Source organism: Thalassoroseus sp. (assembly GCF_984380535.1).
In genome coordinates this window covers 202017-227186 of sequence record NZ_CFHRBF010000013.1, presented here as the reverse complement: position 1 = coordinate 227186, position 25170 = coordinate 202017, and the positions used below count along the sequence as shown (strand labels likewise).

At 53.6% G+C, this 25170-nt stretch carries 23 protein-coding genes; 5 read left to right on the top strand and 18 right to left on the bottom strand.

Annotation, left to right across the window (positions count from 1 at the left end; translation table 11 throughout):
- The first annotated feature begins 305 nt into the window (after positions 1-305).
- Positions 306-1472 carry a S1C family serine protease gene (locus AC5DDB_RS19085; RefSeq protein WP_491741348.1) on the top strand — a complete coding sequence of 389 codons (1167 nt, stop codon included), beginning with the start codon at positions 306-308 and terminating at the stop codon, positions 1470-1472.
- A gap of 140 nt (positions 1473-1612) precedes the next feature.
- Entirely contained in the window at positions 1613-1981 is a 369-nt protein-coding gene (locus tag AC5DDB_RS19080) for an STAS domain-containing protein (protein WP_491741347.1), read from the top strand.
- Positions 1982-2006: 25 nt separating this feature from the next.
- Here the strand turns inward: AC5DDB_RS19080 and AC5DDB_RS19075 are convergent, their stop codons facing one another.
- Entirely contained in the window at positions 2007-2204 is a 198-nt protein-coding gene (locus AC5DDB_RS19075; protein WP_491741346.1) for a hypothetical protein, read from the bottom strand.
- A 195-nt stretch (positions 2205-2399) separates the two neighbouring features.
- Between AC5DDB_RS19075 and AC5DDB_RS19070 the strand changes: the two genes are divergently transcribed.
- A complete protein-coding gene (locus AC5DDB_RS19070) occupies positions 2400-3365 on the top strand; it encodes a type I phosphomannose isomerase catalytic subunit (RefSeq protein WP_491741345.1) in 966 nt (321 codons plus the stop codon).
- 5 nt (positions 3366-3370) lie between these two features.
- Here the strand turns inward: AC5DDB_RS19070 and glnD are convergent, their stop codons facing one another.
- The 4 genes from glnD to AC5DDB_RS19050 all read right to left on the bottom strand — a co-directional run bounded on the left by glnD (position 3371) and on the right by AC5DDB_RS19050 (position 8694).
- Positions 3371-6058: a [protein-PII] uridylyltransferase gene (gene glnD, locus AC5DDB_RS19065; RefSeq protein ID WP_491741344.1), complete on the bottom strand. Its 2688-nt coding sequence runs from the start codon at positions 6056-6058 to the stop codon at positions 3371-3373.
- 209 nt (positions 6059-6267) lie between these two features.
- Positions 6268-6606 carry a P-II family nitrogen regulator gene (locus tag AC5DDB_RS19060; protein WP_491741343.1) on the bottom strand — a complete coding sequence of 113 codons (339 nt, stop codon included), beginning with the start codon at positions 6604-6606 and terminating at the stop codon, positions 6268-6270.
- Positions 6607-6719: 113 nt separating this feature from the next.
- The gene (locus tag AC5DDB_RS19055; protein WP_491741342.1) at positions 6720-7058 is read right to left on the bottom strand and encodes a P-II family nitrogen regulator; all 339 of its coding nucleotides are present in this window, start codon (positions 7056-7058) and stop codon (positions 6720-6722) included.
- A gap of 190 nt (positions 7059-7248) precedes the next feature.
- The gene (locus AC5DDB_RS19050) at positions 7249-8694 is read right to left on the bottom strand and encodes an ammonium transporter (RefSeq protein ID WP_491741341.1); all 1446 of its coding nucleotides are present in this window, start codon (positions 8692-8694) and stop codon (positions 7249-7251) included.
- Positions 8695-8889: 195 nt separating this feature from the next.
- Here AC5DDB_RS19050 and AC5DDB_RS19045 point away from each other — a divergent pair, with 195 nt between their 5' ends.
- Complete coding sequence (locus AC5DDB_RS19045) at positions 8890-9810, top strand: prepilin peptidase (protein ID WP_491741340.1); 921 nt, start codon at positions 8890-8892, stop codon at positions 9808-9810.
- A 54-nt stretch (positions 9811-9864) separates the two neighbouring features.
- Here the strand turns inward: AC5DDB_RS19045 and AC5DDB_RS19040 are convergent, their stop codons facing one another.
- The 12 genes from AC5DDB_RS19040 to AC5DDB_RS18985 all read right to left on the bottom strand — a co-directional run bounded on the left by AC5DDB_RS19040 (position 9865) and on the right by AC5DDB_RS18985 (position 21982).
- Complete coding sequence (locus tag AC5DDB_RS19040; protein WP_491741339.1) at positions 9865-10359, bottom strand: Fur family transcriptional regulator; 495 nt, start codon at positions 10357-10359, stop codon at positions 9865-9867.
- A gap of 174 nt (positions 10360-10533) precedes the next feature.
- Complete coding sequence (locus AC5DDB_RS19035) at positions 10534-10782, bottom strand: flagellar biosynthesis anti-sigma factor FlgM (protein ID WP_491741338.1); 249 nt, start codon at positions 10780-10782, stop codon at positions 10534-10536.
- Positions 10783-11190: 408 nt separating this feature from the next.
- Positions 11191-11445: a hypothetical protein gene (locus AC5DDB_RS19030; RefSeq protein WP_491741337.1), complete on the bottom strand. Its 255-nt coding sequence runs from the start codon at positions 11443-11445 to the stop codon at positions 11191-11193.
- Positions 11446-11557: 112 nt separating this feature from the next.
- Positions 11558-12634 carry a threonine aldolase family protein gene (locus AC5DDB_RS19025; RefSeq protein ID WP_491741336.1) on the bottom strand — a complete coding sequence of 359 codons (1077 nt, stop codon included), beginning with the start codon at positions 12632-12634 and terminating at the stop codon, positions 11558-11560.
- Positions 12635-12703: 69 nt separating this feature from the next.
- The gene (locus AC5DDB_RS19020; protein WP_491741335.1) at positions 12704-13678 is read right to left on the bottom strand and encodes a hypothetical protein; all 975 of its coding nucleotides are present in this window, start codon (positions 13676-13678) and stop codon (positions 12704-12706) included.
- A gap of 738 nt (positions 13679-14416) precedes the next feature.
- Positions 14417-15520 carry a histidinol-phosphate transaminase gene (gene hisC, locus AC5DDB_RS19015; protein WP_491741334.1) on the bottom strand — a complete coding sequence of 368 codons (1104 nt, stop codon included), beginning with the start codon at positions 15518-15520 and terminating at the stop codon, positions 14417-14419.
- Between the two features lie 102 nt (positions 15521-15622).
- On the bottom strand, positions 15623-16807 hold the full coding sequence (locus tag AC5DDB_RS19010; protein WP_491741333.1) for a hypothetical protein: 1185 nt from the start codon (positions 16805-16807) through the stop codon (positions 15623-15625).
- A gap of 51 nt (positions 16808-16858) precedes the next feature.
- On the bottom strand, positions 16859-18085 hold the full coding sequence (locus AC5DDB_RS19005; RefSeq protein ID WP_491741332.1) for a hypothetical protein: 1227 nt from the start codon (positions 18083-18085) through the stop codon (positions 16859-16861).
- 54 nt (positions 18086-18139) lie between these two features.
- Entirely contained in the window at positions 18140-18922 is a 783-nt protein-coding gene (locus AC5DDB_RS19000; RefSeq protein WP_491741331.1) for a hypothetical protein, read from the bottom strand.
- Between the two features lie 59 nt (positions 18923-18981).
- Positions 18982-19740, bottom strand: a complete 759-nt coding sequence (locus AC5DDB_RS18995) for a hypothetical protein (RefSeq protein ID WP_491741330.1) — start codon at positions 19738-19740, stop codon at positions 18982-18984.
- 233 nt (positions 19741-19973) lie between these two features.
- Positions 19974-21305, bottom strand: coding sequence for an ABC transporter permease (locus AC5DDB_RS18990; RefSeq protein WP_491741329.1), 1332 nt, complete (start codon positions 21303-21305; stop codon positions 19974-19976).
- A complete protein-coding gene (locus AC5DDB_RS18985; protein ID WP_491741328.1) occupies positions 21302-21982 on the bottom strand; it encodes an ABC transporter ATP-binding protein in 681 nt (226 codons plus the stop codon). Before AC5DDB_RS18985 ends, AC5DDB_RS18990 begins: the two co-directional genes overlap by 4 nt.
- Before the next feature lie 608 nt (positions 21983-22590).
- Here AC5DDB_RS18985 and AC5DDB_RS18980 point away from each other — a divergent pair.
- Positions 22591-23583: a cytochrome-c peroxidase gene (locus AC5DDB_RS18980; RefSeq protein ID WP_491741327.1), complete on the top strand. Its 993-nt coding sequence runs from the start codon at positions 22591-22593 to the stop codon at positions 23581-23583.
- Between the two features lie 104 nt (positions 23584-23687).
- Here the strand turns inward: AC5DDB_RS18980 and AC5DDB_RS18975 are convergent, their stop codons facing one another.
- Positions 23688-25103 carry a DUF1501 domain-containing protein gene (locus tag AC5DDB_RS18975; RefSeq protein ID WP_491741326.1) on the bottom strand — a complete coding sequence of 472 codons (1416 nt, stop codon included), beginning with the start codon at positions 25101-25103 and terminating at the stop codon, positions 23688-23690.
- Positions 25104-25170 lie beyond the last annotated feature (67 nt).

Here is a 25170-nt window from a genome sequence, read left to right as displayed (position 1 = left end):
CGGAAGTTACCATTGCCGTCCTCCTGCACGTCAGTTTTCATTCCTATCAACATGTTATACACAACACACGAACATAAGTGAACATAAGAACTGTTCGTTTTGTGCGATTATTGATAATTACGGAGGGTGACGGTCGAAAGATCTCTGCAAAGTTGGCTATCTTCCACGAAATCTGTCCTCTTGTTACTTGCGGTTGCCTCCTGCAAAATAGAGGTCGTTTCCAGATGGCTCGATCGTGAAGTCGTGGAACTACAACTTTCTGCCGCAAGCAAAGACAGCAATCCGATAACGCGGAGAATGAACCGATGATCGATTCCGACTTCCCAGATGAATCCCCGAACGCTAGCGGAACATCGGTGTCGACGTGGCTGGCCACGTTCTTCTTTCTTGTGGCGGGTGGTCTGGCAGCGTGGAAATTCATGGATCATCCGCTGTCACCACTTCACGACCCGGATGCCAAACCCCGAGTCGTCACGCCGCGAGGAAACCTCGCCGAGACGGAAACATCGCAAATCGAACTCTACCGCAACGCTGCCCCATCAGTGGTGCACGTCACGAGTTTTGCGTTAGCGGGACGAAACCTGCATCGTGAATCGCTCGGCACCGGCAGCGGTTTCATTTGGGACGCCGACGGCCACGTTGTCACCAATTTTCATGTGATTCAAAAGGCGCAAGCCGCTCGTGTCACACTTTTTGATGGCTCTGTCCACGATGCGCGATTAGTCGGCAGCGACCCGGACAAAGATGTGGCGGTCCTTAAGATCGATGCGCCGAAATCGTTGTTGTCCCCGATCCTGATCGGCAGTTCGGAAGACTTGGCGGTCGGTCAGAATGTGTATGCGATCGGCAACCCGTTCGGACTGGATCAGACTCTGACGACCGGAGTCATCAGCGGACTCGGTCGTGAAATTGAATCAGTGACAGAGCGAACGATTTTCAATGTCATTCAGACCGACGCCGCCATCAATCCTGGCAACTCGGGTGGACCGTTGCTCGATAGTGCTGGTCGTCTGATTGGGATCAATACCGCGATTTACAGCCCATCCGGTGCCTACGCAGGTATCGGCTTTGCGGTGCCCGTCGATGCTGTGAACCGGGCGGTCCCTCAGATCATCCGTACTGGCACTGTCGATCGCCCAGGTTTGTCCGTGCTTGTCTGGAGTGATTCCGACGTCGCCCAGATGCGACAGCTCGGCATTCTCGACCGACAAGGCGTGCTATTTCGAAAGGTGATCAAGGGCGGAGCAGCGGACAAAGCGGGATTACTCCCTACGATCGAACTCCCCAATGGTTTGCGGTTGGGAGACCTTTTGGTGGGATTCGATGGTGAGACGATCACGGGTACGAAAGACCTATTCCGGGTTCTCGAGCGGTACCAAATCGGCGACACAGTTTCGATCCTGGTGATCCGCGATGGTCAGGAATTGGAACTCTCACTCACGCTGCAAGCATTGCCGATCTTCACGCAGTGAGAAACAACCAAACTTCCATCGCATGCAACTTCCGAATTGAATGGTGGCCCTGAATCGCGTACACTGAGGAAAAATTAGAGAACGATTTAATCTCGGGATACTCCGGCAGTACACATGCTGTTCTCGCACGGGCCATCACCATGACGAACCAAGATTCCATTCAGGTCACCCGTCAGGACGACATCACGATCATCACCCTCGGACCGGAATATCAAAAGCTTGAGGAAGGTCATCTTCAAGAGGTGAAAACCGATATTCTGGCAGCGGTCGAAAACGCCGAACCGCCCTTGGTGGTGCTCGACCTTTCAAACGTCAGTTTCTTTGGTTCCGCATTTATCGAGGTCCTGTTCCGTGCCTGGAACCGACTGGAAAATGCTGACAACGGCAAATTGGTGATCTGCGGCCTCGAACCGTATTGCAAGGAAGTCCTCAAGGTCACGAACCTGCACAAACTTTGGGACCTGATCGATACCCGCAGCGACGCGATCGCCAAACTGCGATCAGTGTGACGCAGTGTTATTTCGCATGTCGAGGTTATTTGGCATGGCGAGTCGTCATGCTTTGCGATGGCGGTTGTTGCCCGGTTTGCTCGATGAGGGCAAGTTCGTCTGCATTTGCTGGACTATCGAGGCGAAAGCTGACTTCGTCGCCGTCGATGTCAATGACGGTTAGCACTTGATTGCCGACGACCACCATGTCGCCGACCGCTAGTTCCATTGTCTGTTCAGGCACGGATGCCTCCCACATTGGCTTCAGACTGCTGGCCCGGACCCCAACGATCAACTGGGTACGCGCGCGGACTATAGCAAGTCGTCGAAATCACCGCAAACCGGATTCGAAACACCAGTTGACCCAATATGCGAAACGACTACCATCCCGATTTGTAAAACCAAATGACCAACCGCTTTGTCGCACGAGGAGTGTGAGATGCCGCCGTTGTTTTTCGAGCCGATTTTGAAACGGATTCGCTGGGGAGGTCGACGGCTGGGCACGGAACTCGGCAAACCGATCGGTCCCGAAACTGATTATGCCGAAAGCTGGGAAGTCTCAGATCACGGCGAAGATCAGTCGATCGTCGTCAATGGCGAGTACGCAGGTTGGACGCTCCAAAAACTCGTTGCCGAACGCAACCAGGATCTTTTTGGACGCCATGCGGGTCGGAAACAATTCCCATTGCTCGTCAAGTTTCTGGATGCCAACGATCGACTCTCGGTCCAAGTTCATCCGAACGATGAACAAGCCAAGCACTACGACCCACTCGAGAACGGCAAGACGGAAGCGTGGGTCATCGTCCATGCAGAACCCGACAGCAAACTATATGTCGGTCTTCAAAACGGAATTGGCCCGGACCAACTTGCTCAACACCTTCAAGCAGGCACGGTGGAAGAAATCTTGCACACGGTCAGCGTGCAACCGGGAGATTGCGTGTTCATTCCGGCGGGAACGATCCATGCGATTGGTGAAGGTATCGTGCTGGCCGAGATTCAGCAGTCGAGCGACCTAACATTTCGCTTGTACGATTGGGGTCGACTTGGTGCTGATGGAAAACCGCGAGAAATTCACATCGATTCGGCCGTTCACTGCACGAACTTTGATATGGGGCCAGTCGATCCGGTCCAGCCAATCGAATCACAATCCGGTCCTCACCGCATCGAAGACCTCGTTCAAAACGATCATTTTGTCATGCGACGTCATACGATCACCGCCGGTAATCGTGGGCAATTTATCACCGACGATCGTTTTCACGTGTTTTGCGTGCTGGCAGGATCAGGCGAATTGGCATCCGGGCCAAAACTCAACCTCGGCACAACGTTTCTCGTTCCAGCAAGCTGCGCTGATATCGAAATCGCGGCCGCTTCGGAACTCACGTTGCTCGAAGCGTTTCTTCCCTAATCCGCTCAACTGAAAGCCTGGTGTCCTTCATCTTCGAAATGTTCCAATCGTTCGACTAAGACCTCACGCATCTTGCCGAGACGATCACCATCGATGATTTTGTTGCCGTCTTGATCGGTGATGTAGAACACGTCAACGACTTGGTCGAAATGGGTTGAAATCTTGGCGAGTACCACGGACGTATTCAGTTCGTACAACGTTCGTGAAATCAGATAAAGCAAGCCCGGTTGATCCTGGGCGAACACGTCGAGAATCGTGCATTTGGGCGATGTGTTGTTATCGATGACAACACGTGTTGGGAGTTCGGAAACCAATTCTTGCGGGCGACTCATGTAGCGACTGGCCTTCTGGAACATCGCTTCAACCGGCTGTTCCTTCAATAGGCCCGTACGCAGTGCCTCAGTGATTTCATCAATTCGTTCCGCGGGAACCTCGCCGGCAAAGTCGTAGTCGCTCGTGCGGAAACTGTCGACAACGTAACCTTCGGCCGTCGTACTAATTTGAGCCGAGTGCACCGTCAGGCGTTTCGATCGAAGAATCCCGAGCACCCGGTGGAAGATCCCTTTCACGGTCGTTTCGTGAGTGATAAGACGGTATTCGACAATTTCCGTCTCGTCATTCCACGCTCCACTGACTTGAATCTCGCCAGGCTCGATGACTCGCAGCGTCTTCAGGTCGGACGCGATTTGTTGCTTCGTCGTTTCCGCCAAGTAGTGCGGCGGAAAACTCAGCAACTGTTGGGTCAGCCAATCGCGAACATCGTCTTGGCTCTCGTCGTGACTGGTTAACGAGAGCAACACGAACTCAAAGATTTCGCGGAAGCGTTGTTGTTCCTGATACTCGAATTTCCGACCACTAAGGACATACATTCCGCGACAGTAAAAGTCGGACAGTAGCCCGGCTTTCCAGTCCGTCCACACGCCTGGTCCGACAGCGGAGATGTCGGCAGCGGTGAGGACAAACAACATTCGCAGGGTGTCTAAGCTACCGATATCTTTGGCGAAGGGCACGATCACCGCCGGGTCGCTGATGTCACGACGAAACGCCAGGTCGGCCATCGTCAGATGTAATTCGACCAGCAATGCCAACGTCCGGCCCCGATGTTCCGGCAGATCGAAACGCTCGGCAATTCGCTCAGCGATGCGTTTGCCAACGATGCAATGATCTTCCTCGTAACCCTTGCCCACATCGTGCAGAAGAATCGCCAGGTGTAAGATCTCTTTGTGCTGAATCGCGCGATATGCTCGACCAAGATGATCTTCGTCGTTCTCGAATTCAATGCAGCATTCGATCGCCTTGAGAGTATGTTCGTCGACCGTGTAACTGTGATACTGATTGAATTGCAGCAGACAACGGGCGTGTCGGAGATCGGGGATGAGAATCTCGAGCACCCCAATATCGAACAGACCACGAACCACCACTCCCAGATACGTCGTGCAGCTGAGAATCTGCAAGAACATATCGGCTTCTCGCGGCGTGATTTCGTCGCTTAGCTTCGGCACCGCGTTTTTGAGTTCGGCCGCTAGTCGTGGCTTCGGAGTCAGCCCGTACAATGCGGCCGCGTAGTAGAGTTTGAGGATCTCCAACAAGCTCGACTGCACCGTCTCTCGGTAACGCGGCAGAACGTCGATCCAACCGGGTCCGGCGTGGAACATCGTATTCACACGATGAGTCAACGCGAATTCCAAAAGCCGATCTTGCAACGTTCTCGGGCAATGCCGATTCACGAACCGCATCACAATTTCCGAGAGTGCAGAACTATGTCGGAAATAGAGCTGCATGAAGACTTCGACCGGTCGCTGTGCGGGAGTGGCCTGGATGTTCCTGGCCTTCGTAATCCGCAACTGTTCGTCTCGCGTCAGTCGATCTTGTTCACGATTCGCATGGAAGTGCATATCGATACGAATCTTGAGGAGAAACTCGTACGCTGCGAGCAAATCATGCGCTTCTTCCCGTGTGAGCGATCCGTTCAACTTGAGGGAATCGACATCTCGCTCGCCGAACAAGGCAAACCCTAACCATCTCAGCAAATGATAGTCGCGGAGTCCGCCTTGTGAGGATTTCAGGTCCGGTTCGAGTTGCTGAACCGTATTACCATGCGTTAACCGCTCAGAACCGCGAGCCTCGATACAGCTATCTACGAACGCTCGCAGTCGTCGGTGAATCACCTTTCGTTCAAATTGTTTTCGCAGCGTGTTGACGAGTCGTTCGCTCCCCCACAACGAACGCATTTCGACCAAAGCCGTCGCAATCTGCGGCTCGCTCTTGGCGAGAATGACGCACTCCTTGACTGTGCGTACCGAATGCCCAAGTTGCACCCCTGCGTCCCATAAGGCACGCACGACAATGGCACTAAAATCGTTAAAAGGGACCGCAGCTGAGGGATCGTAAAGGAAAAGTAGATCGATATCGGAATACGGACAAAGCTCGCCCCGCCCGGTTCCCCCCACCGCAACGACGGCTGCATTTTCCCGGATCGCTTGCTGCTGAGCCTCACCGAGATTCGCGAATTCGTCTTCGACCAACCGTGTCAGAATTCGGTCCATGCCTTCCGACAACGACGATGCCACCTGGATACCGGTCGCACCACGCTGAAACAATTGCCGACAGCGTTCACGCAGATCGGAAATACTCTGACGCCGCTGCTTGAGAACGGTCAGAATTTGATCGGTGGATGTGATCGCCCCGCTCATCTCACCATTCTCCAAGTGAGACTCGTTGTCGATCGCTCGAAGAGATCACGTACGCTCCACAAGATCAGGACGAAAAAAAAACCGGTCCAAAAGGGACCGGACGGTTGGAGGACTTGTTGCATTTCCAGTCCGTTTCTATCACGAACATTCGGCGAATCCGAGAGTGACCATGGGCCACAATCGTCTCCTGTTAGCCGTTTCCAGGTCGCTCAGATGGCTTCGGCGCCGGACTCTCCGGTCCGGATACGAATCACATCAGCCAAGTCGGTGACGAAGATCTTTCCATCGCCGATTTGCCCTGTCCGAGCGGTCGTCATGATTGTCTCGACGGCTTTACTGAGAATGTCGTCGGACACCACGACTTCCAACTTCAGCTTAGGCAGGAAGTCAACGGTGTACTCGGTACCACGGTACTGTTCTTTGTGGCCACGTTGGCGACCAAAACCGCGGATTTCCGAAACCGTCATTCCTTGAATGCCGGCTTTGGTCAAGGCGTCCTTGACGTCTTCCAATTTGTAGTGACGGATGACTGCTTCAACCTTTTTCATTGCAATAACTCCTCGTGAACTCACGGGAAGCGCCACCCGCTCGTTTCATGAAATGACAGATGTGTGTATTCTTAGGTGTTCAATCTCAACGATTGACGATCCAACATTTCGATCTACAAAGCTTCCTGACCGGTCTCACCCGTTCGGATGCGAATCATTTCGTCCAAGGTCGAGACGAAAATCTTACCGTCACCAATTTGCCCAGTGCGTGCAGTCCGCAGAATGGTCTCGATGACATCAGCTGCTTGGTCGTCGGAGACAACAACTTCCATCTTGGCTTTCGGCAGGAAGTCGACCGTGTACTCAGCGCCACGATACTGTTCCTTGTGCCCCTTCTGACGACCAAACCCACGGACTTCCGAGACAGTCATGCCTTGAATGCCCATGCCCGTTAGTGCGTCTTTGACTTCTTCCAACTTAAAGTGCCGAACGACAGCTTCGATTTTCTTCATCTGTACTTCTCCACGGATGACTCTCTCGTCACATCATATACACGACACAAACGTTTGTTCGAAAACTCACATCGCAGTCGTTTACTTTACTCAGATCACCGGCAAACCGACAGACATGGCGAAGTTCATTTCGTATGCCTGCGGATTGCCGAAGTCTTTAGGAAACTCAACGACTGAAAACAAGCTCCGATCAAAGAAATATGTAACCTTCCTCGCCATGTTGGCTGAGGTCCAAACCTTGAATTTCGTCTTGCTGGGAAACCCGCAACCCAATGGTAGCATCAATCACCTTGAGGATGACGAAGGTTCCAATCAATGCAATGCCACCGGCGGCAACAATACTGATTAACTGTGGGCCCATTTGTGCGACATTCCCTTCCAACAAGCCAATCGGGTGATCGTCACCTGTCACGGCCCGTGTTGCGAAGACTCCCGTCAACAGAGCCCCGACGGTCCCACCAACTCCGTGAACGCCGAAGGCATCCAAAGAGTCATCATAACCAAATTTTGACTTGAGCGAAGTGCATGCCCAAAAACAGGCAAGCCCCGCAATTAATCCGAGAAGAATTCCAGAAAGCGGTGTCACGGTGCCACTCGCCGGCGTGATGCAAACCAATCCGGCCACGGCTCCCGAGCATGCACCAAGGATACTGGGCTTGCCTCGCAAGTACCATTCCGCACCGGCCCAAGAAATGACTCCGCCAGACGCAGCCAAGTGCGTGGCAACGAATGCATTGACTGCAAGCACATCCGCGGCAACCGCACTCCCCGCGTTGAACCCGAACCAACCGACCCACAACAGAGCGGCCCCGATACAGGTGTAAGTCAAATTGTGAGGCGGCATCGGTTCCTGGTTGAACCCCAGCCGTTTCCCGATAATCACCGCACACAGTAGGGCTGAGACGCCAGAACTGATATGGACAACCGTGCCACCCGCAAAGTCGAATGCGTGCAGCGGCTGACCGGAACTGAAATACCCGCCGCCCCAAACCCAATGTGCAATCGGGCAATAGACGAAAGTCCCCCAGAGGATGGAAAAGACGACCATCGCACTGAATTTCATCCGCTCGGCAAATGCACCGCAAATTAGGCAGGGAGTGATGATGAAGAACATCATCTGGAACACCATATTAACCAATTCCGGGATGGCCCCAGCCATTGGATAAACCGCTTGACCCGCATCGGTGTCGAAATACGGCAGAACGTTGCTCATGAAGAGAAAGTGGCCGTCTCCGATGAATCCACCGAGCGAATGATTGCCAAAAGCTAAGCTGTAACCCCAAAGTGCCCAGACAATCGACATAGTGCCCATGAGGAAGATGCATTGCATCATCACTCCCAGGATATTTTTCTTACGAACCAGTCCCCCGTAGAACAACGCCAGCCCAGGTGCTGTCATCATAAGCACTAGTGCCGAACAAATAAGCATCCAGGCAGTGTCCGCACTGTCAAACCCTTCCGCTCGTCGCGGCGGTTTTTCTGACTCAGGAACAACTTCAGACTCGGCAGTTGTTTCGGTTTTTGCTTGTGTTAAATCGCCATCGCTATTACCGTTCGATTCCTGGGCAATAACGGGTGATGTGGAAAACCCTGCAAATAGCAGGCATAACGTGAGCCATCGAATGGTGTGTTTCACAGCTTCTCCTTGAGCGCGTTCGGTGGAAGCAAGAGAGTTAGATTGTCTATCGAAGTGGCTTTGGACCATACCCGACCGTCATTTGCTCTGCAAACCGATCACGATAGAAAAAGCCATCTCCCAAAATAGCAATGGGCGTGCCGAGCAACCGGGAAAAATTGCAATACACCTCCGAAGGTAGTCAAGCTGGAACTCATGACCGATTCGACACTACCAATTGTATTGGCAACTGTTTGCGGCCTGTTTGCAGGTTGGGGAGCAATCTCCTGGGGGCGGTGGCTCACCGCTGATATCGAACCTCCACAACCTTACTCGGTCGCGATGACAGTGCTGTTACCAATCGCGACAGCCGGCATTTTCGCAACCCTTGCATGGTCGGTTCTCCTCGGGCGATGCCAGGAGATCGAGTCAATCAATCTCAGTCAGACGGCTGAGTTCCTACGACTCGGTTACCATCTTGTCCTCATCGCTCTACTGATGACCTCCGTCGTCACAGACATGCGTGATTACGTGATTCCCGATGCAATCACGATTCCGGGGATGGTCATCGGAATCACAGCGGCAACGGTGAGTGGTCAACTGGAAATGGTACCGATATGGATCGATTGGAATGAGGCGGTATTAGGTTACCGCGGTGCGTACATTCCCGACTGGGTCGAACAATACCCGCACTGGCACGGGTTTGCCTGGAGCATGACCGGATTGCTTGCCGGTGGTTTGATCGTGGCCGTCACCCGTTGGATCGCTCGCGTCATCCTGGGTCGGGAAGCACTCGGGTTCGGCGACGTGACCATTATGGCAATGATTGGTAGCTTTGTAGGCTGGCAACCCGTGCTGTTCGCGTTCGCACTGGCACCGCTTGCCGGGCTCTTTGTTGCAATCGCGTCCGGCATTGTAACGGGCCGTAGTTTCGTCGGTTACGGTCCGTATCTGGCGGCTGGAGCAGTCATGGTCTTGTACAGCTGGCGTTGGCTGTGGACACCGCTTCGAACCACGTTCGGCGATTGGATCAGCCTTGCAATTCTGACGACTGTCGCCGTCGCCGCTTTCTGTGTTTTGCTAGCGATTGTCCGCACGTTCCGAGCAATACCGTTCGAGCAAACCAAACGACGCTAAACCGTCATTCTGCGTTCGCGAGACCACAGCTGCTAAGGTCAATCGCAATTGGCTTTAAAGCAAATCGAGTTTCGGGTTACGCTTTCGCGGTCGCGAACACTCTTGGCAAATCCCGTAAACTTCCAAGCGGTGACCGGTCATTCGGAACCCAGTCTCGCGGGCCAATTCTTCGATCAGTTCCGCCACGCGGTCATTCTCGAATTCAATGAGATTGTCACAACGATCGCAGATGAAATGATCGTGTCGCGGGTAGCCGTAGTCGTGCTCGTAGACATCCCGCTCGTTATTCCGAGCGACCTTTCGAATGAGTCCGGCTTCTTCCAGCAAGCCGACGGTACGATAGACACTCGCACGACTGACTCGTCGCCCGGTTTTGCCTGGCGTCAATCGTTCGACGATTTGGTCGGTATCGAAATGCTCGTGCTGGGAGAAAACATCTTCGACAATTACCGATCGTTCATGCGTCAGCCGCATCCCTTGAGTGGCCAAATACTCACGGAACTTGTCAATCGGAGAAACCGCCACAGTGACGGTTGGCAAATCACTCATCCTGCCTACTTCGTCGGTAATTCTTGGAGATGTGGGTATTTGCAACTCGAATCGAGATGCCCAAGGGATTCATCGCCAGCGGTAACTGGCAATGCCAATCCTTCTAACGCGAAAGGTAATGTATTATTACCGATCGTGGCGAAAACTCAAATTGGAGGCCAAGTTTTTTCAGACTCAATCTTCGTCGAGCCCTAATTCGCCAAATAGCATTCCCAAGGCTGCCTCGAGTTTATCGGGAGTTTCATACGTTCCCGCATCGATCGCAGCCTTGATGGCATCGAGTCGTTGTTGACGCAAATTGTTCTCTGCGTTGGATTTGCCAATGGCTTCCGCAGAGATTTCGATCTGATCACCGTCCGCATTGCTTGCTCCCGATGTAGGAGTTTGACGTGCGGCGGATTCGGGGGAAGTGGGTTTGGGCATATTTACGGGGCGCACAATGGGTGAGGACCCGGTGCCTCGTACATCCATGTCAGCACTCCCAGAATTGCGAGAACTCGTACCGGCGAGAGGTTCCTTCCGTTCATTCACGGAAGAATTCACACGGGTATTGTACCGCAATTGGGGGGTCCGGTTCAACCGGGGGTTTCGTTGGGACATTAGAGACTCCGCTCCAGCGGGTAATCGGCGTCGGCAACGATCATGTTGCGGAGAAGGCCGATCGGGCAGCGTCCCAACGATTCCATGGACGTGCAATACTGGTATCGGCAATCGAAACGCCGATCCGCCAGCCCAATATGTCCGGCAATCAATAATTCGTGGATGTCTTGTCATCGAATGGTTAAGACACCTCAGATTTCCGAGCCCGCTTCATGTTTCTGACGAGATGGTTTATTCGCGTTTTCCATTGACGCGTGACTCATAGACCATCACAACGAGGAACCAGTGCAAGCCGCCAGTGTCGAGAATCGCACAAACTGCGCCGAACCACCGAAGGTAAACTGGCATCTGCACGAACCCGAGTGAGAGAAGGATTGACAGTGAACCGATTATCGGGAAGCCGGAAACAAATCGGTAATCGCGTTTCTTGCCACCGCGAATACGATAAAGTGGATAGCGAATAAAGGTCAGATAGAAATTCGTCATCGAAATGACGCAGCCAAAAGCAAAGACAGAATATGTTAGAGTGCTTGCCAAGGTTTGCGTGACTTCAGTAAGGTGCCAAGCCTCAATTCAACGAATACGATTTTTGGTCCCACTAGTACTGAACAGCAGGTGTGATGTCCGCGGAAAGTCCTTCGCGGATGGCGGTTTGCACGATTCGCGCGGCCATCAAAACGTCATCTCGATCGACATCCAAATGCGTCACCGCACGCAGCCGATATCTCCCAAGTGCCCCGATCCGTAACCCCCGACGATGCAATTCCGCCGATAGTTGTGCAGCCGTTCCGATGGCCGGATCGATCTCGAAAAACACCAGATTGGTCTCGATGGCATCCAGATCGATTTTGACACCGTCGATTTTGGCAAGTTCCTGGGCGAGAATCTTTGCATTGGCGTGATCTTCTTTCAGGCGTTCAACATGGTGCTGAATCGCGTAACGTGCCGTTGCCGCCACCACGCCCGATTGTCGCAGGGCACCGCCAAACAATTTCCGATACCGGCGAGCCTCGGCGATATCTGCTTCGTCGCCGGCCAAAATTGCTCCCATCGGACAACCTAGTCCCTTGGAGAAGCACACCGTCACCGTATCGACATGCCGAGCAATCTCCCGGGGATCGCATCCGAGAGCGACCACTGCGTTGAAGAACCGGGCACCGTCCATGTGGGTTTTGAATCCTTGATCCTTAGCCCAGTTCGTGACTGTTTGCAGTCGATCCAACGGCCACGCCCGTCCGCCACCCAGGTTGGTCGTGTTTTCCACGCATAAAAGACGCGTCGGAGTAAAATGCTGATCGAGCGGTCGCACCATCGACTGCAACTCTTCCATATCCGGCATGCCATACGGGCCGGAGACAAATCGGCAACTCACCCCGGACAATGCCGCCGGTCCACCAGCTTCATAGTTCGAAATGTGGCCGGTGGGGTGGATCAGTAATTCATCACCGGGCCGACAATGCACGCGGACAGCCATTTGATTCGCCTGCGTCGCCGTACAGGCAAACACCGCTGCCTCTTTCCCCAGCAAATCCGCCATTTCGGCTTCGAGGGCGTTCGTCGTCGGATCATCACCCGACATATCATCACCAACCGGTGCCGAGACAATCGCCTCATACATGGCCGGCGTCGGACGAGTTACGGTGTCACTGAATAAATTAATCTCGGAGTCTGTCATGTGACAATCGTTGTAGGCAGGAGGAGACGGGTGAGCGTGCTTTCGTTGTATCCATCGCCGCCGAATCCTTCAACTCGGTGTCTCATCAGGCAGAGACTTACTAGGCGTCGTGTTCGGAATTAGTCTGTCCAGCCATTCGGGGTCGGCAAAACGTCGGCCAAGCCAGCGGACGGTATGTTCCATGCGTTCTAGCGTATGCCGACGCTCATCTTCCGGAACTTCTTGCCAAGCAATTCGATCCAATTCCCAGCGGGCAGACCACTGTTCTTTCTCGGCCGTCGCATTCACTCGTTCCATAAATCGGATGGCCCAAACGATTCCGAACGTATTGCGGTAGCGGTCCCAGAATTCGTCGAATCCCTGCTGACAGGGTTGAACCCGAGAATTCATTCTCCAAACGACAGCACCAGACAGACACAAAACTCCGGTAGCGATCATTCGAGTAGAGATCTCACCATCCGATTCGCTCGGAATGCGATGGACCTCGAATGTCCACATCAGGGTCCCGGCCGCTCCGGCGATCAAGATTGCCGGTAGCGTCCAGCGGGTTCCCACATAGTTTCCAAAGCCCATCACCAGGACCAGCACGTACCCGAGACGCATTGGCAATTCGACCTGGAACGATTGCAAAGTGGCATCGCGAACCCAGTCAGCGAGCAACGGCCAAGTAAAGACGAGTAGAAATGGAAACACGACGAACAAGGTCCACACCCGTGCCCCGGGTCGCTTGGCTCCCAAAATCGACAACGCCGGGCAAACAGTTAATAAAGCAGCCGTGTACCACCCAAGTTCGACAAAGGCCGAATCCCAATGGAAAACCCCATCCGCAACCCAGGTCGAAAGCCAAACACCCCAGGCCACCCAACTCCAGCCGGCAGCTCCCACGAGAGTGGTCCCCCGAACGGCCATCGATGCGCGAACGAGAGGCACAATGAGTAAAGTCAACGCGAGCGTCATCAACAGCGGAGTCAACGCGGGAACCATAGTGATAAGGTGTTTGTTGTCAACGAGATAAAACTGAAGAATTGTAGCGATTTCGCCCATCAACCAGACGACTCAGGCCCCAGGTGATCGGATAATCGGCACAATCGGCGCGTGTGGCACCGCGGCTGGAAGTCGGGCAAATCCTGAAACAATTGGCTGTGCGAATCACCCCGATCTGGACGAAATATTGTGTGTGTTGCTCACCAAGACAAAAAGAACAGTGAAGCAAAAATCTCACCATCGGAAACACCGCAAACGCGACGTTTTCGCCCTAAGTTTCGACTGTTCAACTCAGAACCCCTCGAGGAGTTGCGTCAATATGAAGTGGATGACCCTTTCTGCTGCGATGCTGTTGTGTAGCGTTAGCTCGGCCAATGCCGGTCTTTTCGACTGCTTCAAGAAAGAAGCGTCCTGCTGTGCTCCGGCTCCAATGTGCTGCGAAGAGCCTAGCTGCTGTGCTCCGGCTCCGAAGTGCTGCCACGTTGAACCGACCTGCTGTGCTCCCGCTGCTTGTGCTCCTGCCAACTGTGCTCCTGCTTGCGAGCCGACCTGCTGTGCACCTGCTCCAAAATGCTGCCACGTTGAACCAAGCTGCTGTGCTCCGACTCCTTCTTGCGTCAGCGTTTGCGAGCCAACTTGTGCCGCTCCTGAAAAGAAGTGCTGCTTGTTCGGTCTGCTTGACTAATTGCTGCTGAAGACATGACGACTCCAGTAAATTCTCGGCTTCTCGAGCCGGCCGCTGGTGTCTGACTCTCTCTCGCCCGGATGGAACTTCGGTTCCATCCGGGTTTTCTTGCGTTATGACAAAATCGATTCGAGTTCGGCCAGTAAGCGATCGATCTCGGCATCGGTTCCGACGGTAATCCGCAATCCATCGAAAACGGAACCCTCTGTAATTGCCGACTCCGGAAACGCCCCTGGGAACTTCATGTATCGAAGCAAAATCTTTCGGGATTTTAAATCGTTGAAGATCTCAGAATGACTTCGCGACGGATGCGTGACCCAGACGAAATTCGTCTCGCTCGGAACGACTTGAAAACCGAACTTGGTCAAGGCATCGGAGAGTCGTTTTCGCGTTGCTTGGACTTTCGCCACATTGGACTTAATCCATTCCTGATCTTCCAATGCTGCAGTGGCGGCTGCCAACCCCAAGGTGTTGCAGTTGTAACTATCTTTCACTTTTCGCATGCCTGCGATCAGTTCCGGTCGTGCAATCGCGAAGCCGAACCGCAACCCGGCCAAACTGTAAGACTTGCTCAGTGTCCGGGTGATGACAATCCGCCCTGCGGTTTCGTCGAGCGAATTGGTGTCTCGGATCAATTCCGCATGGTGCGGAGATTCACAAAAATCTCCGTATGCTTCGTCAAGCACAAAAACACCATTCTCCGGAACCAATCGGAGAATCGTCTCATCACTCCAGCGATTACCCGACGGCGAATTCGGATTCGGTACGAACACCAAACGACTGTTCTGGGCCTCGGCAAACGCTTTGTCGCTGAAACTCCAATCTGGTTGCAGACTCAACCGCTCGTGTCGCGCGTCCTGAATTCCAGCCAACGTTTCGTAAAGAATGTAGCTCGGATACGGTGAGCGAATCGTTTCGCCCGGATCGGCGAACGAACGTACTAAAATCGTTAAGTTTTCATCGCTGCCGTTGGCGGGAAGAATCCAGTCGGGATCGACTCCAAACAACGGGGCAGCAACTTCACGAAAACGCTTGGCGAGAGGATCGGGATACAGATTCAACCGACCTTCGGCCGAATGTTTGATGGCATCGACGACACGCGGCGACGGCGGATATGGGTTTTCGTTGGTGTTAAGTTTCACCCAACCTGTGTCTTGCGGTTGTTCACCGGGGACATATCCCTCGATTCGATCGATCGCATCTCGAAATAGACTCATCAGTCGCCGTTCGCAGTAAGGTGTCGTCCAAGAAACAAGCCCCGGCAGCCGACCACCGAGGCTATCATCAGTTTCATTCAGTATGTCACCGGCCAGCTAAAGTCAATCAGACTGCAAGCTTCGTCGGCCAAAAATTCGTTCCGCGGCGGCAACGCCACGAGGGTCGGTCTTGCGAATTTCGTCTAGATATTGTTTGGCCTGCGTCACATGCTCGGGGATCGTCCCGGTATCACCTTCGTCGAGCGAACTGGCTAACAGATATCGAATGATGGCCCGACGAATCGCGATCTGGCCCAGGGGATTTTCAGCGTCTTCGCGTTCGTAAATCTTCATCAGTCGGTCCTGAACGCTCCAATCCTTCCATCGTGCCAGGTCGGCAATTGCCATATCGGCTGCGGCTGGACGGTCGAGAACAGCCCGCACGGTCTCTTTGATCGATTCCCGAGAAACATCCGGCGGTCCAGAACTCCACAAAAACCGCATCGTCGTCATCGCGGCATGCACATCGGTAATCGGTGACTGCGGATCCTCGAAAATCGTTCGCCGAAGATACTGTAGGGCATCGTTTCCGTGAATCAGGACGAAACCAGCCATGACCCCGTCAATTCCCAACCGGACCGAATCCGATTTGTCATCGATCAACTGCTTGAGCAGAGCGGCATCTTCGGAATTCCCGATCAAGCCAAGCATCAAACCATAGAGACCACGCCTTGGGGCGAGAACGTCGTCCGATGTCAGCCACTTCCGCAGTTTTTCTCGCGAGAAACTGTTTCGAGCCGCGAACACCGCTTCGTAAGGTGCTTTCGCGAATTCTGCATAGGCGTCGTCACCGATCAGTGAATCCGGGAATTCCAAGAATCGGTGGAAATACTTAAGCCGTTCCGATGGAGCCGACTCGGGGGCCGGAGCCTGATTGACGTACTGAAAAGCCGTTTCAGTGATTGCCTCGGGACGTTCCCAGAGAATGATCGAACCGGAATCCGGATCCAATTGCCCGAGAAGCAGAAACAAATCCCCTGTTTTGCCCTGTACAAACTGCGGTACTTGAATCGAGTCCGGCGTTTTTTTCTCCGGGAATTTCAATCGCGATAGCACCGCGAACTTGGTTTGATCCCCAGTGGTTCCGTCAGACTTTTGCGCATCGACCCATTGCCCCAACAACGCGGCATCAGCCTGCGAAACGCGTTCGCTCAGCGTCGGATCGGTCGGTGCACAGAACGGGCACGCTGACGCAATCGACGTGAAGCCGAACAAAACAAGAAAGGCAACGAGTCGGTCAAACTTCAAAATATTCTGGTCCCTCCGGGAACTAACAGCGAGCATTGACACGGTTTTAGCTTATTTGACAATCAAAAATCGCTCGGCTTGTTTTACGATGGCAGGGTCGAGTTCACGAAGATCGTCGAGGTATTGTTTCCCTTTCTCGACATGCTTTGGCACGTCGTCGCTTTCATCATCGCCTTTCGCGCTGACAAGCATGTACCGCACAATCGCCCGTTTCACGGCGGGAATTTCGTAGCCCTTCGAACCGTAGAGTTTCATCAATCGGTCTTGCACGGACCAATCTTTCCAGCGTGCCAAGTCTGTGATGACCAAGTCGGCAAGTTCCGGTCGATCGAGCAAGACTCGCATCGATTCCTTCAACCGTTCTTTGCTGATTACGCCATCGCCGTAGGTCCACATAAACCGGACGGCCTGCATTGCGGCGTAGGTTTCACTAAATGGGCAATCCACGCCAGGTTTGAGTTTGGTGTCTTCGATGATCTTCAAACCGTCTTGACCGGTGAGCAACAGAAAACCACTCATCACACCATCAATACCCAGGCGAAAGTCCTTGGTTTCCTCAGTGATCTTATCCTTCATCAATTTGATGTCGGCCTCTTCCCCACACAGACCGAGCATCAATCCGTAGAGTCCCAACCGAGTGACGTTCGTTTCGGGATTGGACACCCATGTCCGTACGCGATCTTTTGGAAACGTGTCTTTAACCGCGGCAATGTCTTCGTAGGGTGCATTGGCGAATTCGGCGTAGGCGTCTCCCGCGACGAGTTCGTCGGGGAATTCCAGATATTTGACGTAGTACTTCAAGCGTTGCTGCGTCGGAGCTTTCGCATCAGGAGCGTACTTGATGTAGCCAAAGGAGGCCTCGTCGACTTCCAACGGAGTGCCCCATTCCACAGCTTTCCCGACCGGCGTTTCCGTGCCGAGCAATACGAACCAGTCGCCTTGATTGGCTTCACGATATTGCGGAAGCTCAATCGTTTTGCCTGCCTTGAGACCGGACTTGGACCGAATGATCTCGACAACTTCGAAGACCGTTTTCGCGGGAGTGGTTTTGACATTCGCACGACCGGGAATATCGATCTCGGCGTTCGTCTTCGTTTCGCTCGAACTCGATGCGGACGCCTTGCGAGCAGACACCCACTTGACCAGAACGACCTCATCGGACGCATCGACTTGTTCACTGAGTGTCAGCGAGGGAGCACTGCAGAACGGACAAGCCACAGCATTGGTTGCGAGTGCGATTGTGAGGGCAATCGCCGAGAATAGGTTCAATAAACGCATCTTGCGAAACTCCTGGCAACGGGGCGTTGGAGTGGTATTGGCGGGAAGGTGTTTTTACGGTTCGATAACGATTGCGTCATCGATCAAATACAGCTGATACAACTGCCCTTGCGAGGTTTCCGGAGCAATGTGGAAGACACCGACGACATCGAATGGCCGATTGGCGATGTAATCTGTCGTTTCACCGTCACGCATTGTGACATCGATCACGTCGTAGCGTTTGGGATCGCGACCGAAACAGCAGATGGCATTGTCACGGGCCAAAACGAAGAACGGCAAATCGGTTTCCTGAAATGGCGGATACATGAATCCACGCAATCGAATCCGTTTGCCATCGAGGTTCTTCAGCCAGTCCGGAAAGTACTTGACGCAATCGGCCGGGACGGGGTCCATATTGAGGACCTTGAGCAAATCGATGTCGTCATAGCTGACACGAATTGCATTCTCTGGGCCAACTTCCTGAAACTCTTTATGAGGAACCAGAACCTTGATCTCCAGTGGTTCCGGCTCTTTCGGCAGCGAAGCCGCATCGACCGTGCTCTGAGGTTTCGGCTTGTCAGGTTTCTCGGCCATCGCAGGAGCCGTCGGTGGCAACGAGTCAGAGGTCACTTGTTTTGTCGAGAGGTCTAAAGGCTCCTGAGTCTCAATAGGTCGGAATTGTTCGTCTTCGGCCGAGACGTTGGAATTCTCGGTCGTCTTGCGATCTTCATCGCCAGACGTTTTCGTGTCCGCCGGAGTGTTATCGGTGGAATACGTGTGGAAATCGCCTTCCTGCGACTTCCCACATCCGAGGAAGCCGACACAAAGTGCAATCATCCAACAAGCTTTCCAATCCATCCTTGTTCCTCCGCTGACCATAGGTGAGTCACCCGTCAGCCATGCCAAGTCGTTCAGGTCTAAAATACCGTCTTCGCACGTTCGGCGGCGTCGGCTTCAAGCGTGTATATCGCTTCACCCGGTTTGGGCCGCATGTTCGCTCGCAAAACTCCGCTGACAGAAACCAACCCGTCCGTGTAGTCGAACGTTTTGCCACCCTGCATGTGGACTTCGATCATATCGTAGGGCTTAGGGTCACCACCCATGCAACATTTGCCGTTGTCTTTAAGCAACACAAATTCGCTCATATGTTGCGACACGCGAGACTGCCATAGGTATCCCTTGATGAAAATCTTCTGATCCACCAAAGGTTCCACTTCCGGGTGCAGGTCCCAGAACATTTTGTCGCCCTCACGCTTCAACACGAACTCTTTCGCGGAAATGTCTTTCGGGAAATTGACGCGTTTGTAACCGGGGGGAAGCTCATTGACATAATCTTGATACTGGATCATCGCTCCAACGGAGGTAAACCCGAGTGCCAAAACCAGTCCGGTCCCTGCCAGCGGAATTCCGCTCAACTCGCCTCGGGCGCTGCGGATTCGGAAAATCGCGATACAGCTAACCAAAACCCCAGCGACACCGACAATCAATCCCGTGACGGAAATCAACCCCGCGAACGAGCAAAGCCCGAGAAACAACGCAACAGACGCCCATAGCGACATCGGTCGGTATTCGAAATCATTTCGTTCAGACGGACTGAACTCCGGGGTTTGCACTGGTTGTGTTGTGTCGACGACCGATTCCACTTCAGGTTTCGGGGGTGACAGTGATTGTGTCATGGTTCTACATTCCTCAACGGACGGCCAGACGGTCGCCAATCGATACTTCGACTGATCGACGAAAGAAGAGAATCGAACAATACCGCTATCTTACCAGCAGAATTCCAGGCTTCCACGGTGTTTCACGCGGAATTTGTCCCTGATCAGGACACAACACGCCTTCAGGATGTCGGTTTCGCCTCTTCTTACGTCAATTCTCTCCGATTTGTTGGATCCTACGGTTTTTGCACTGTTTACTCGACCAGTGCACGCGACACATCCGTGCGATACGCGGTCAATGCCGGCACAAAGCCGACCAAAGACGCGAGAAGTAGCAATGCGGGTAGTAAGTAGAATTCCGCAGTATGGAACGTCAACGGATCGACCGCCAACCCGGTTTTGGCTTCCACGATGGGTGCCCCAAGGAACACCAAGCCGTGCCCGAACAACACGCCGATCAGCCCGCCACCGAAGCAAAGCAGGATTGACTCGGCCATGATAATGGAAAAGACCGTCTGACGTTGAGCACCAAGTGCTCGCATAATGCCGATCTCGCGGCGTCGATCGGACATGGAATTGTAGATACTCACAAAGATGCCGATGCCCGAGACAATGATAACGAGCACCGTCATCACCACGATCGCCATCGCGACATTCCCGACGATTAGGTTCATCAGTTGTCGCATGACGGAGTTCGGGTTCACCGCTTGAGCCCGGTGGCCCTTCTTCATAATGCCCGAGAGCGTTGACGGCACGGTCAACATTTTTCGGGGATATTTGACGAGAATGGCCGTCACCGCCTTGCGAGCCGTCGGAATCGCCGAGCCACTGACGTCAGTGTCCGGAAACTTTTCCGACTCTGCCACAATTCGATCGTAATCGCTGCCAAAGAACTCTTGTTCACGACGTTTGGCTTCGACCAAGGTCGTGTCATTGTGATCGGCAATCGAATAGAAACCGCTCAACTGAACAAACGCTGTGCGATCGTTCGCGGTTCCGGTGCGTTGCAAAACACCGACGACCGTAAACTTTTCTTCGTGAATGTGAGCGTTCACTCCGCCGTGTAGGATCTGGAATGTCGAGCCGATGTCCCAGCCGTTCTGCTCGGCAACTTGAGATCCGATAATCGCGTCGAACGAATCGGTGAAACCGGTCCCTTTCAGTTTGAAAGACCGCTCCGGCGCGTAGTTATTGGTGAAATACTCATGAGTGGTGCCCACGATCGGGAAATTGCCTTCCTGGGTCGTGTCCCCCATAACAATCGGAACGGCGGCTTCGGGAGCGGGAACTCCTTCGTAAAACAGCGAAGGCCGATTTTTCAGCACTTGATAGTACCGAAACGGAATCGGTGCCGGCGGTGTTTCCAACCGGTAAATCGTGCTGAGTACCAATTGATATTCACCGCCCTGCTTTCCGACCACCAAGTCATAGTCGATCGAACGCTGCTGAAAGGCATTGCTGACGACCGAATAAGTGACCAAGACGGCCACCATCAACATTACGCCGAGTGCGACACTGAGACCTGTTAATGCGGAGGGCACGAAACGTTGTCGAATGCTGCGAAAAGCGATTTGAAATACGTTCATTGAACCGCCTCCGCCGCCACGCGGTTCACCTCTTCCAATCGGACAACTCGATCGAACTGCTCAGCCACTTCCGGGGCGTGGGTCACCATCAGGAGCGACACATTCCGCTCATTGCACGCTTCGCGGATGAGTTTGAGGATGTTGTCCTGATTCTTGACGTCGACATTCGCCGTCGGTTCATCGGCTAACAACAGTGACGGTTGATTCGCCAACGACCTCGCGATCGCGACACGTTGTTGTTCCCCAACGGATAGTTGCCCGGGCCGATTTCCCAGTCGATGCCCTAGTCCAACAGAATTCAGCAGTTCGACCGCTCGTTTTCGGTCGCTTCCACCACCTGCGAAACTCATCCCAAGCACGACGTTTTCCAACGCCGTGAATGCGGGCAACAGATTAAATGTCTGAAAGACAAAACCGATCCGTTGTGCGCGAAATCGGTCGCGTTTGACTTCCGGCATCGTGGTCAAATCGTAGTCATCGATCTTGACCGTGCCAGAGTCTGGTGACGTAATCCCTGATATAACATTGAGTAACGTCGTCTTTCCGCCACCGCTCGAACCGACCAGCACAACTTGCTCGCCCCGCTGCATCTCGAAATGCGGCACATCGAGCACCTCAATCCGGCTCCCGTCGGGTTGGGGATAACCCTTGCGGATCTGATCCAACAATAAGGACATCGAGTCTCCGATGATTGTTTTCTAAGAACATGTCTCATCAGCCGTCCAATCCTTCGCGACATACAGACAGCTTCGGAGAAGTTTCCTGAATTCCCCATGCAGATGCAACTTGGAGACGCTAACTCATCCCTGAACTGAACAAATACCACCTCGCCAAATGGCAATAAACTGGGTTCTGCGAAAAGCAAATTGTTGATGGCGATGAAAATGATCGCGTGCTTTATAGCAACCAGACGACTCCGCGGCCGTGGTCCGATAGAAGATGTGTATCCCGCCGAGCGAGTCAGCGAAGTGTCCAAGAGTCTAGCGACAATTACTATTCATTGCCCGGTCAGTTGCATGTGCGACAATCTTCGTTGCCACTGCGTGTTGGCTTCCGGTCACTGGCAATCGGCCTGCAGACTTTGCAAGGCGAGGGCTCTAAAATAGCATTGGGTTTCTGAACACCCAAGCAGTTGCGATGTTGTAGTCTTTCCGGCTACAAGTACGTAAACATTGATTCGTTACCAGTTATTCGATTGACCATTTTCAACGAGGCGGACAACAACACTATGAAGGTCGCTAGGTCTGTGAATTTATCAAACTCACAATTCTACAGTTGGTTTTTGGTGGCTCTTGCTATCGTCATTGGGAAGGACGCTATCGCACAGGAATCGCTGTTCGAAATCCATGTGCCCGCGGGTCTGGATGAAATTGCCCACCCTGAGGACAATCCGGTTACGGAAGCCAAAATCAAGCTCGGCAAAGCCTTGTACTTTGACAAACGACTCAGCGAGGACCGCACGATCTCTTGCGCAACTTGTCACGACCCGAAGAAGGGGTGGAGCGATGGTCGCAGTACATCGGCCGGTGTCGGCGGGCAACTCGGTGGACGGAATGCACCGACGATTATCAACTCGGTCTACAACAAGATGCAGTTTTGGGACGGACGAGCATCGAGCCTGGAAGAACAGGCCCTGGGCCCGATTCAAAACCCCATCGAAATGAAAATGACGATGGACTTGGCACTTGAACGCCTCAACGAAGTGCCCGGTTATCACGCAATGTTCAAAGAAGCGTTTGGTGACGAGAAGATCACCGACGAACGCATTGGCAAAGCTATCGCCGCGTACGAACGAACAATCGTTTCCGGAGACGCTCCCTACGACAAATTCAAGGCCGGCGACAAGAGTGCGTTGTCGGAATCCGCACAGCGTGGGATGAAACTCTTCTTTGGCAAAGCCGTTTGTGCAAGCTGTCATACCGGACCGAACTTCACCGATAACGCGTTCCATAATGTCGGGATCGGAATGGACAAGGAAGATCCAGACGTCGGCCGTTACGCCATCAGCAAATTGAAAGGCGACACCGGTTCGTTCAAAACCCCGACGCTGCGAGAAATCGCCCGTTCGGCTCCCTACATGCACGATGGCAGCCTGAAAACGCTGGAAGAAGTTGTCGAGCACTACAACAAGGGTGGCGTCAACAACCCGTATCTCGACGAAGAAATCTTCCCGCTGGGACTGACCGACCAAGAGAAAAAAGACTTGGTCACCTTCATGAAAGAAGGACTCTCCAGCGAGAATTATCCCGACCACGAAGCGCCGGAACTGCCGAAATAGACGCGGCTCGATTCGAAACCGCACGTCATACTTTGATCAGATGGGGCAGACAAGAATGTCTGCCCCACTCCATGCGCTGTTGCTGTCAGTTTTGAAGCGAGAGGTTAAGCGAACAGCTCCATCACCGCTTTTCCGTGTCCGTCTTTGGTCGCGTAGAACGGGCGTTTCTCGACGTCAAATGCGGTCTTGGGGGAGATGCCCATTGCGGTGTAAATGGTGGCGTGCATGTCTTCGAGCGAGATGGGATTCTTCGTCACCAAGCACGGTCGTTCGGGAGCGGTTTCGCCATAAACCGCACCGCGTTTGATACCCCCGCCGAACATCAACACGCTGCTCGAACCGGTAAAGTGCCGGTGCAAACCGTACTGCTTCATCTCTGTCAACTTGTCCGTCCGTGCCCGGGATTGGTCTCGTGCGGTGCTGCCGGGGACGCCTTCGATCATCATGTCCCGGCTGAATTCACTGGCTAACACGACGAGCGTACGATCGAGCATTCCGCGTTCGTCGAGATCGCGAATGAGTTGAGCGATCGGTCGGTCGATTTCGTGCTTCATCCGTTTGACGGTCGTGTGACCGTTTTCGTGGGTGTCCCAATGCAAGAATGGCACGTATTCGGTGGTGACTTCGATGAATCTCGCGCCCGACTCGGCCAACCGCCGAGCGAGCAAACATCCCAGCCCAAACCGACCAGTGTTGTAACGGTCGTAACTTTCCTTCGGTTCCAAGGTGATGTCGAACGCCTTGCGGTCGGGCGAATTCAACAACCGATGTGCGTTCTCGATGGACCGCATCATGGATTCCTGCTGGTAACTGCTGCCAAACTCTCCGAGCGGACTGGCTTGCACCAGCTTTTGAAATTGTTGGTAGCGGTTGCGGAACCGATCGTTGGTCATGCCCTGCGGCGGACGTAGCGCGTTGATGGCTTGGTCCGGATACGGCAACAGAAATGGTCCGTACTCCGTGCCGAAGAAACCGGCTTGATGGAACGCCTTAAGTTCTTCTTTCTCGCCGACGCCCTCAAGTCGTTGTCCGACATCGATAAATGCCGGGATCGCCGGATTGTTCGGCCCACGGACTTTGCTGATCCACGCCCCCAAATGTGGGGCAGCGACAGTCTGCGGCGGAACGTACCCAGTGTGCCAATGGTACTGGTGACGTGAATGCAAGATGTGCCCCAAGTCGGGTAACACATGGGAGCGAATCAAGGTGCCGCGATCAAGCACGGACGCAATGTTCTCTAAGCCTTCCGTGATTTCCACGCCATCGATCGCGGTGGGTATCGATGGGAAGGTGCTCATCACGCGTTCGACCGGCAAGCCTTGTTCGAAGGGCAAATAGCGTTTCGGATCGAACGTATCCGGTGCCGCCATTCCACCAGCCATCCAAAGCAGAATTAGACAGTCGGCTTTCGGTTCCGGGTGGGCAACGGGTTCCTCTGCCGCCCAGCTTCGCGGTGCACCGGAAGCCATCGCCGCGAGCGAAGCAGCCGACATCGTTTGGAGAAATTTACGTCGTTGCATGGTTATTGACCTCAACAAGTCTTCGTCATTTATAGCGCACGTGTCGCAAAGCGTAACGCACTTCATT

Bases quoted from the DNA above. Each gene is read 5' to 3' on its own strand.
- AC5DDB_RS19035 (WP_491741338.1), bottom strand. From the start codon at position 10,782: ATGCCCAAACCCACTTCCCCCGAATCCGCCGCACGTCAAACTCCTACA.
- glnD (WP_491741344.1), bottom strand. From the start codon at position 6,058: ATGAGCGGGGCGATCACATCCACCGATCAAATTCTGACCGTTCTCAAG.
- AC5DDB_RS19060 (WP_491741343.1), bottom strand. From the start codon at position 6,606: ATGAAAAAGGTTGAAGCAGTCATCCGTCACTACAAATTGGAAGACGTC.
- AC5DDB_RS19070 (WP_491741345.1), top strand. From the start codon at position 2,400: ATGCCGCCGTTGTTTTTCGAGCCGATTTTGAAACGGATTCGCTGGGGA.
- AC5DDB_RS19080 (WP_491741347.1), top strand. From the start codon at position 1,613: ATGACGAACCAAGATTCCATTCAGGTCACCCGTCAGGACGACATCACG.
- AC5DDB_RS18995 (WP_491741330.1), bottom strand. From the start codon at position 19,740: ATGACACAATCACTGTCACCCCCGAAACCTGAAGTGGAATCGGTCGTC.
- AC5DDB_RS19085 (WP_491741348.1), top strand. From the start codon at position 306: ATGATCGATTCCGACTTCCCAGATGAATCCCCGAACGCTAGCGGAACA.
- AC5DDB_RS19000 (WP_491741331.1), bottom strand. From the start codon at position 18,922: ATGGATTGGAAAGCTTGTTGGATGATTGCACTTTGTGTCGGCTTCCTC.
- AC5DDB_RS19055 (WP_491741342.1), bottom strand. From the start codon at position 7,058: ATGAAGAAAATCGAAGCTGTCGTTCGGCACTTTAAGTTGGAAGAAGTC.
- hisC (WP_491741334.1), bottom strand. From the start codon at position 15,520: ATGAGTCTATTTCGAGATGCGATCGATCGAATCGAGGGATATGTCCCC.
- AC5DDB_RS19020 (WP_491741335.1), bottom strand. From the start codon at position 13,678: ATGGGCGAAATCGCTACAATTCTTCAGTTTTATCTCGTTGACAACAAA.
- AC5DDB_RS19005 (WP_491741332.1), bottom strand. From the start codon at position 18,085: ATGCGTTTATTGAACCTATTCTCGGCGATTGCCCTCACAATCGCACTC.
- AC5DDB_RS18985 (WP_491741328.1), bottom strand. From the start codon at position 21,982: ATGTCCTTATTGTTGGATCAGATCCGCAAGGGTTATCCCCAACCCGAC.
- AC5DDB_RS19025 (WP_491741336.1), bottom strand. From the start codon at position 12,634: ATGACAGACTCCGAGATTAATTTATTCAGTGACACCGTAACTCGTCCG.
- AC5DDB_RS19030 (WP_491741337.1), bottom strand. From the start codon at position 11,445: ATGACGAATTTCTATCTGACCTTTATTCGCTATCCACTTTATCGTATT.
- AC5DDB_RS19040 (WP_491741339.1), bottom strand. From the start codon at position 10,359: ATGAGTGATTTGCCAACCGTCACTGTGGCGGTTTCTCCGATTGACAAG.
- AC5DDB_RS18975 (WP_491741326.1), bottom strand. From the start codon at position 25,103: ATGCAACGACGTAAATTTCTCCAAACGATGTCGGCTGCTTCGCTCGCG.
- AC5DDB_RS19045 (WP_491741340.1), top strand. From the start codon at position 8,890: ATGACCGATTCGACACTACCAATTGTATTGGCAACTGTTTGCGGCCTG.
- AC5DDB_RS18990 (WP_491741329.1), bottom strand. From the start codon at position 21,305: ATGAACGTATTTCAAATCGCTTTTCGCAGCATTCGACAACGTTTCGTG.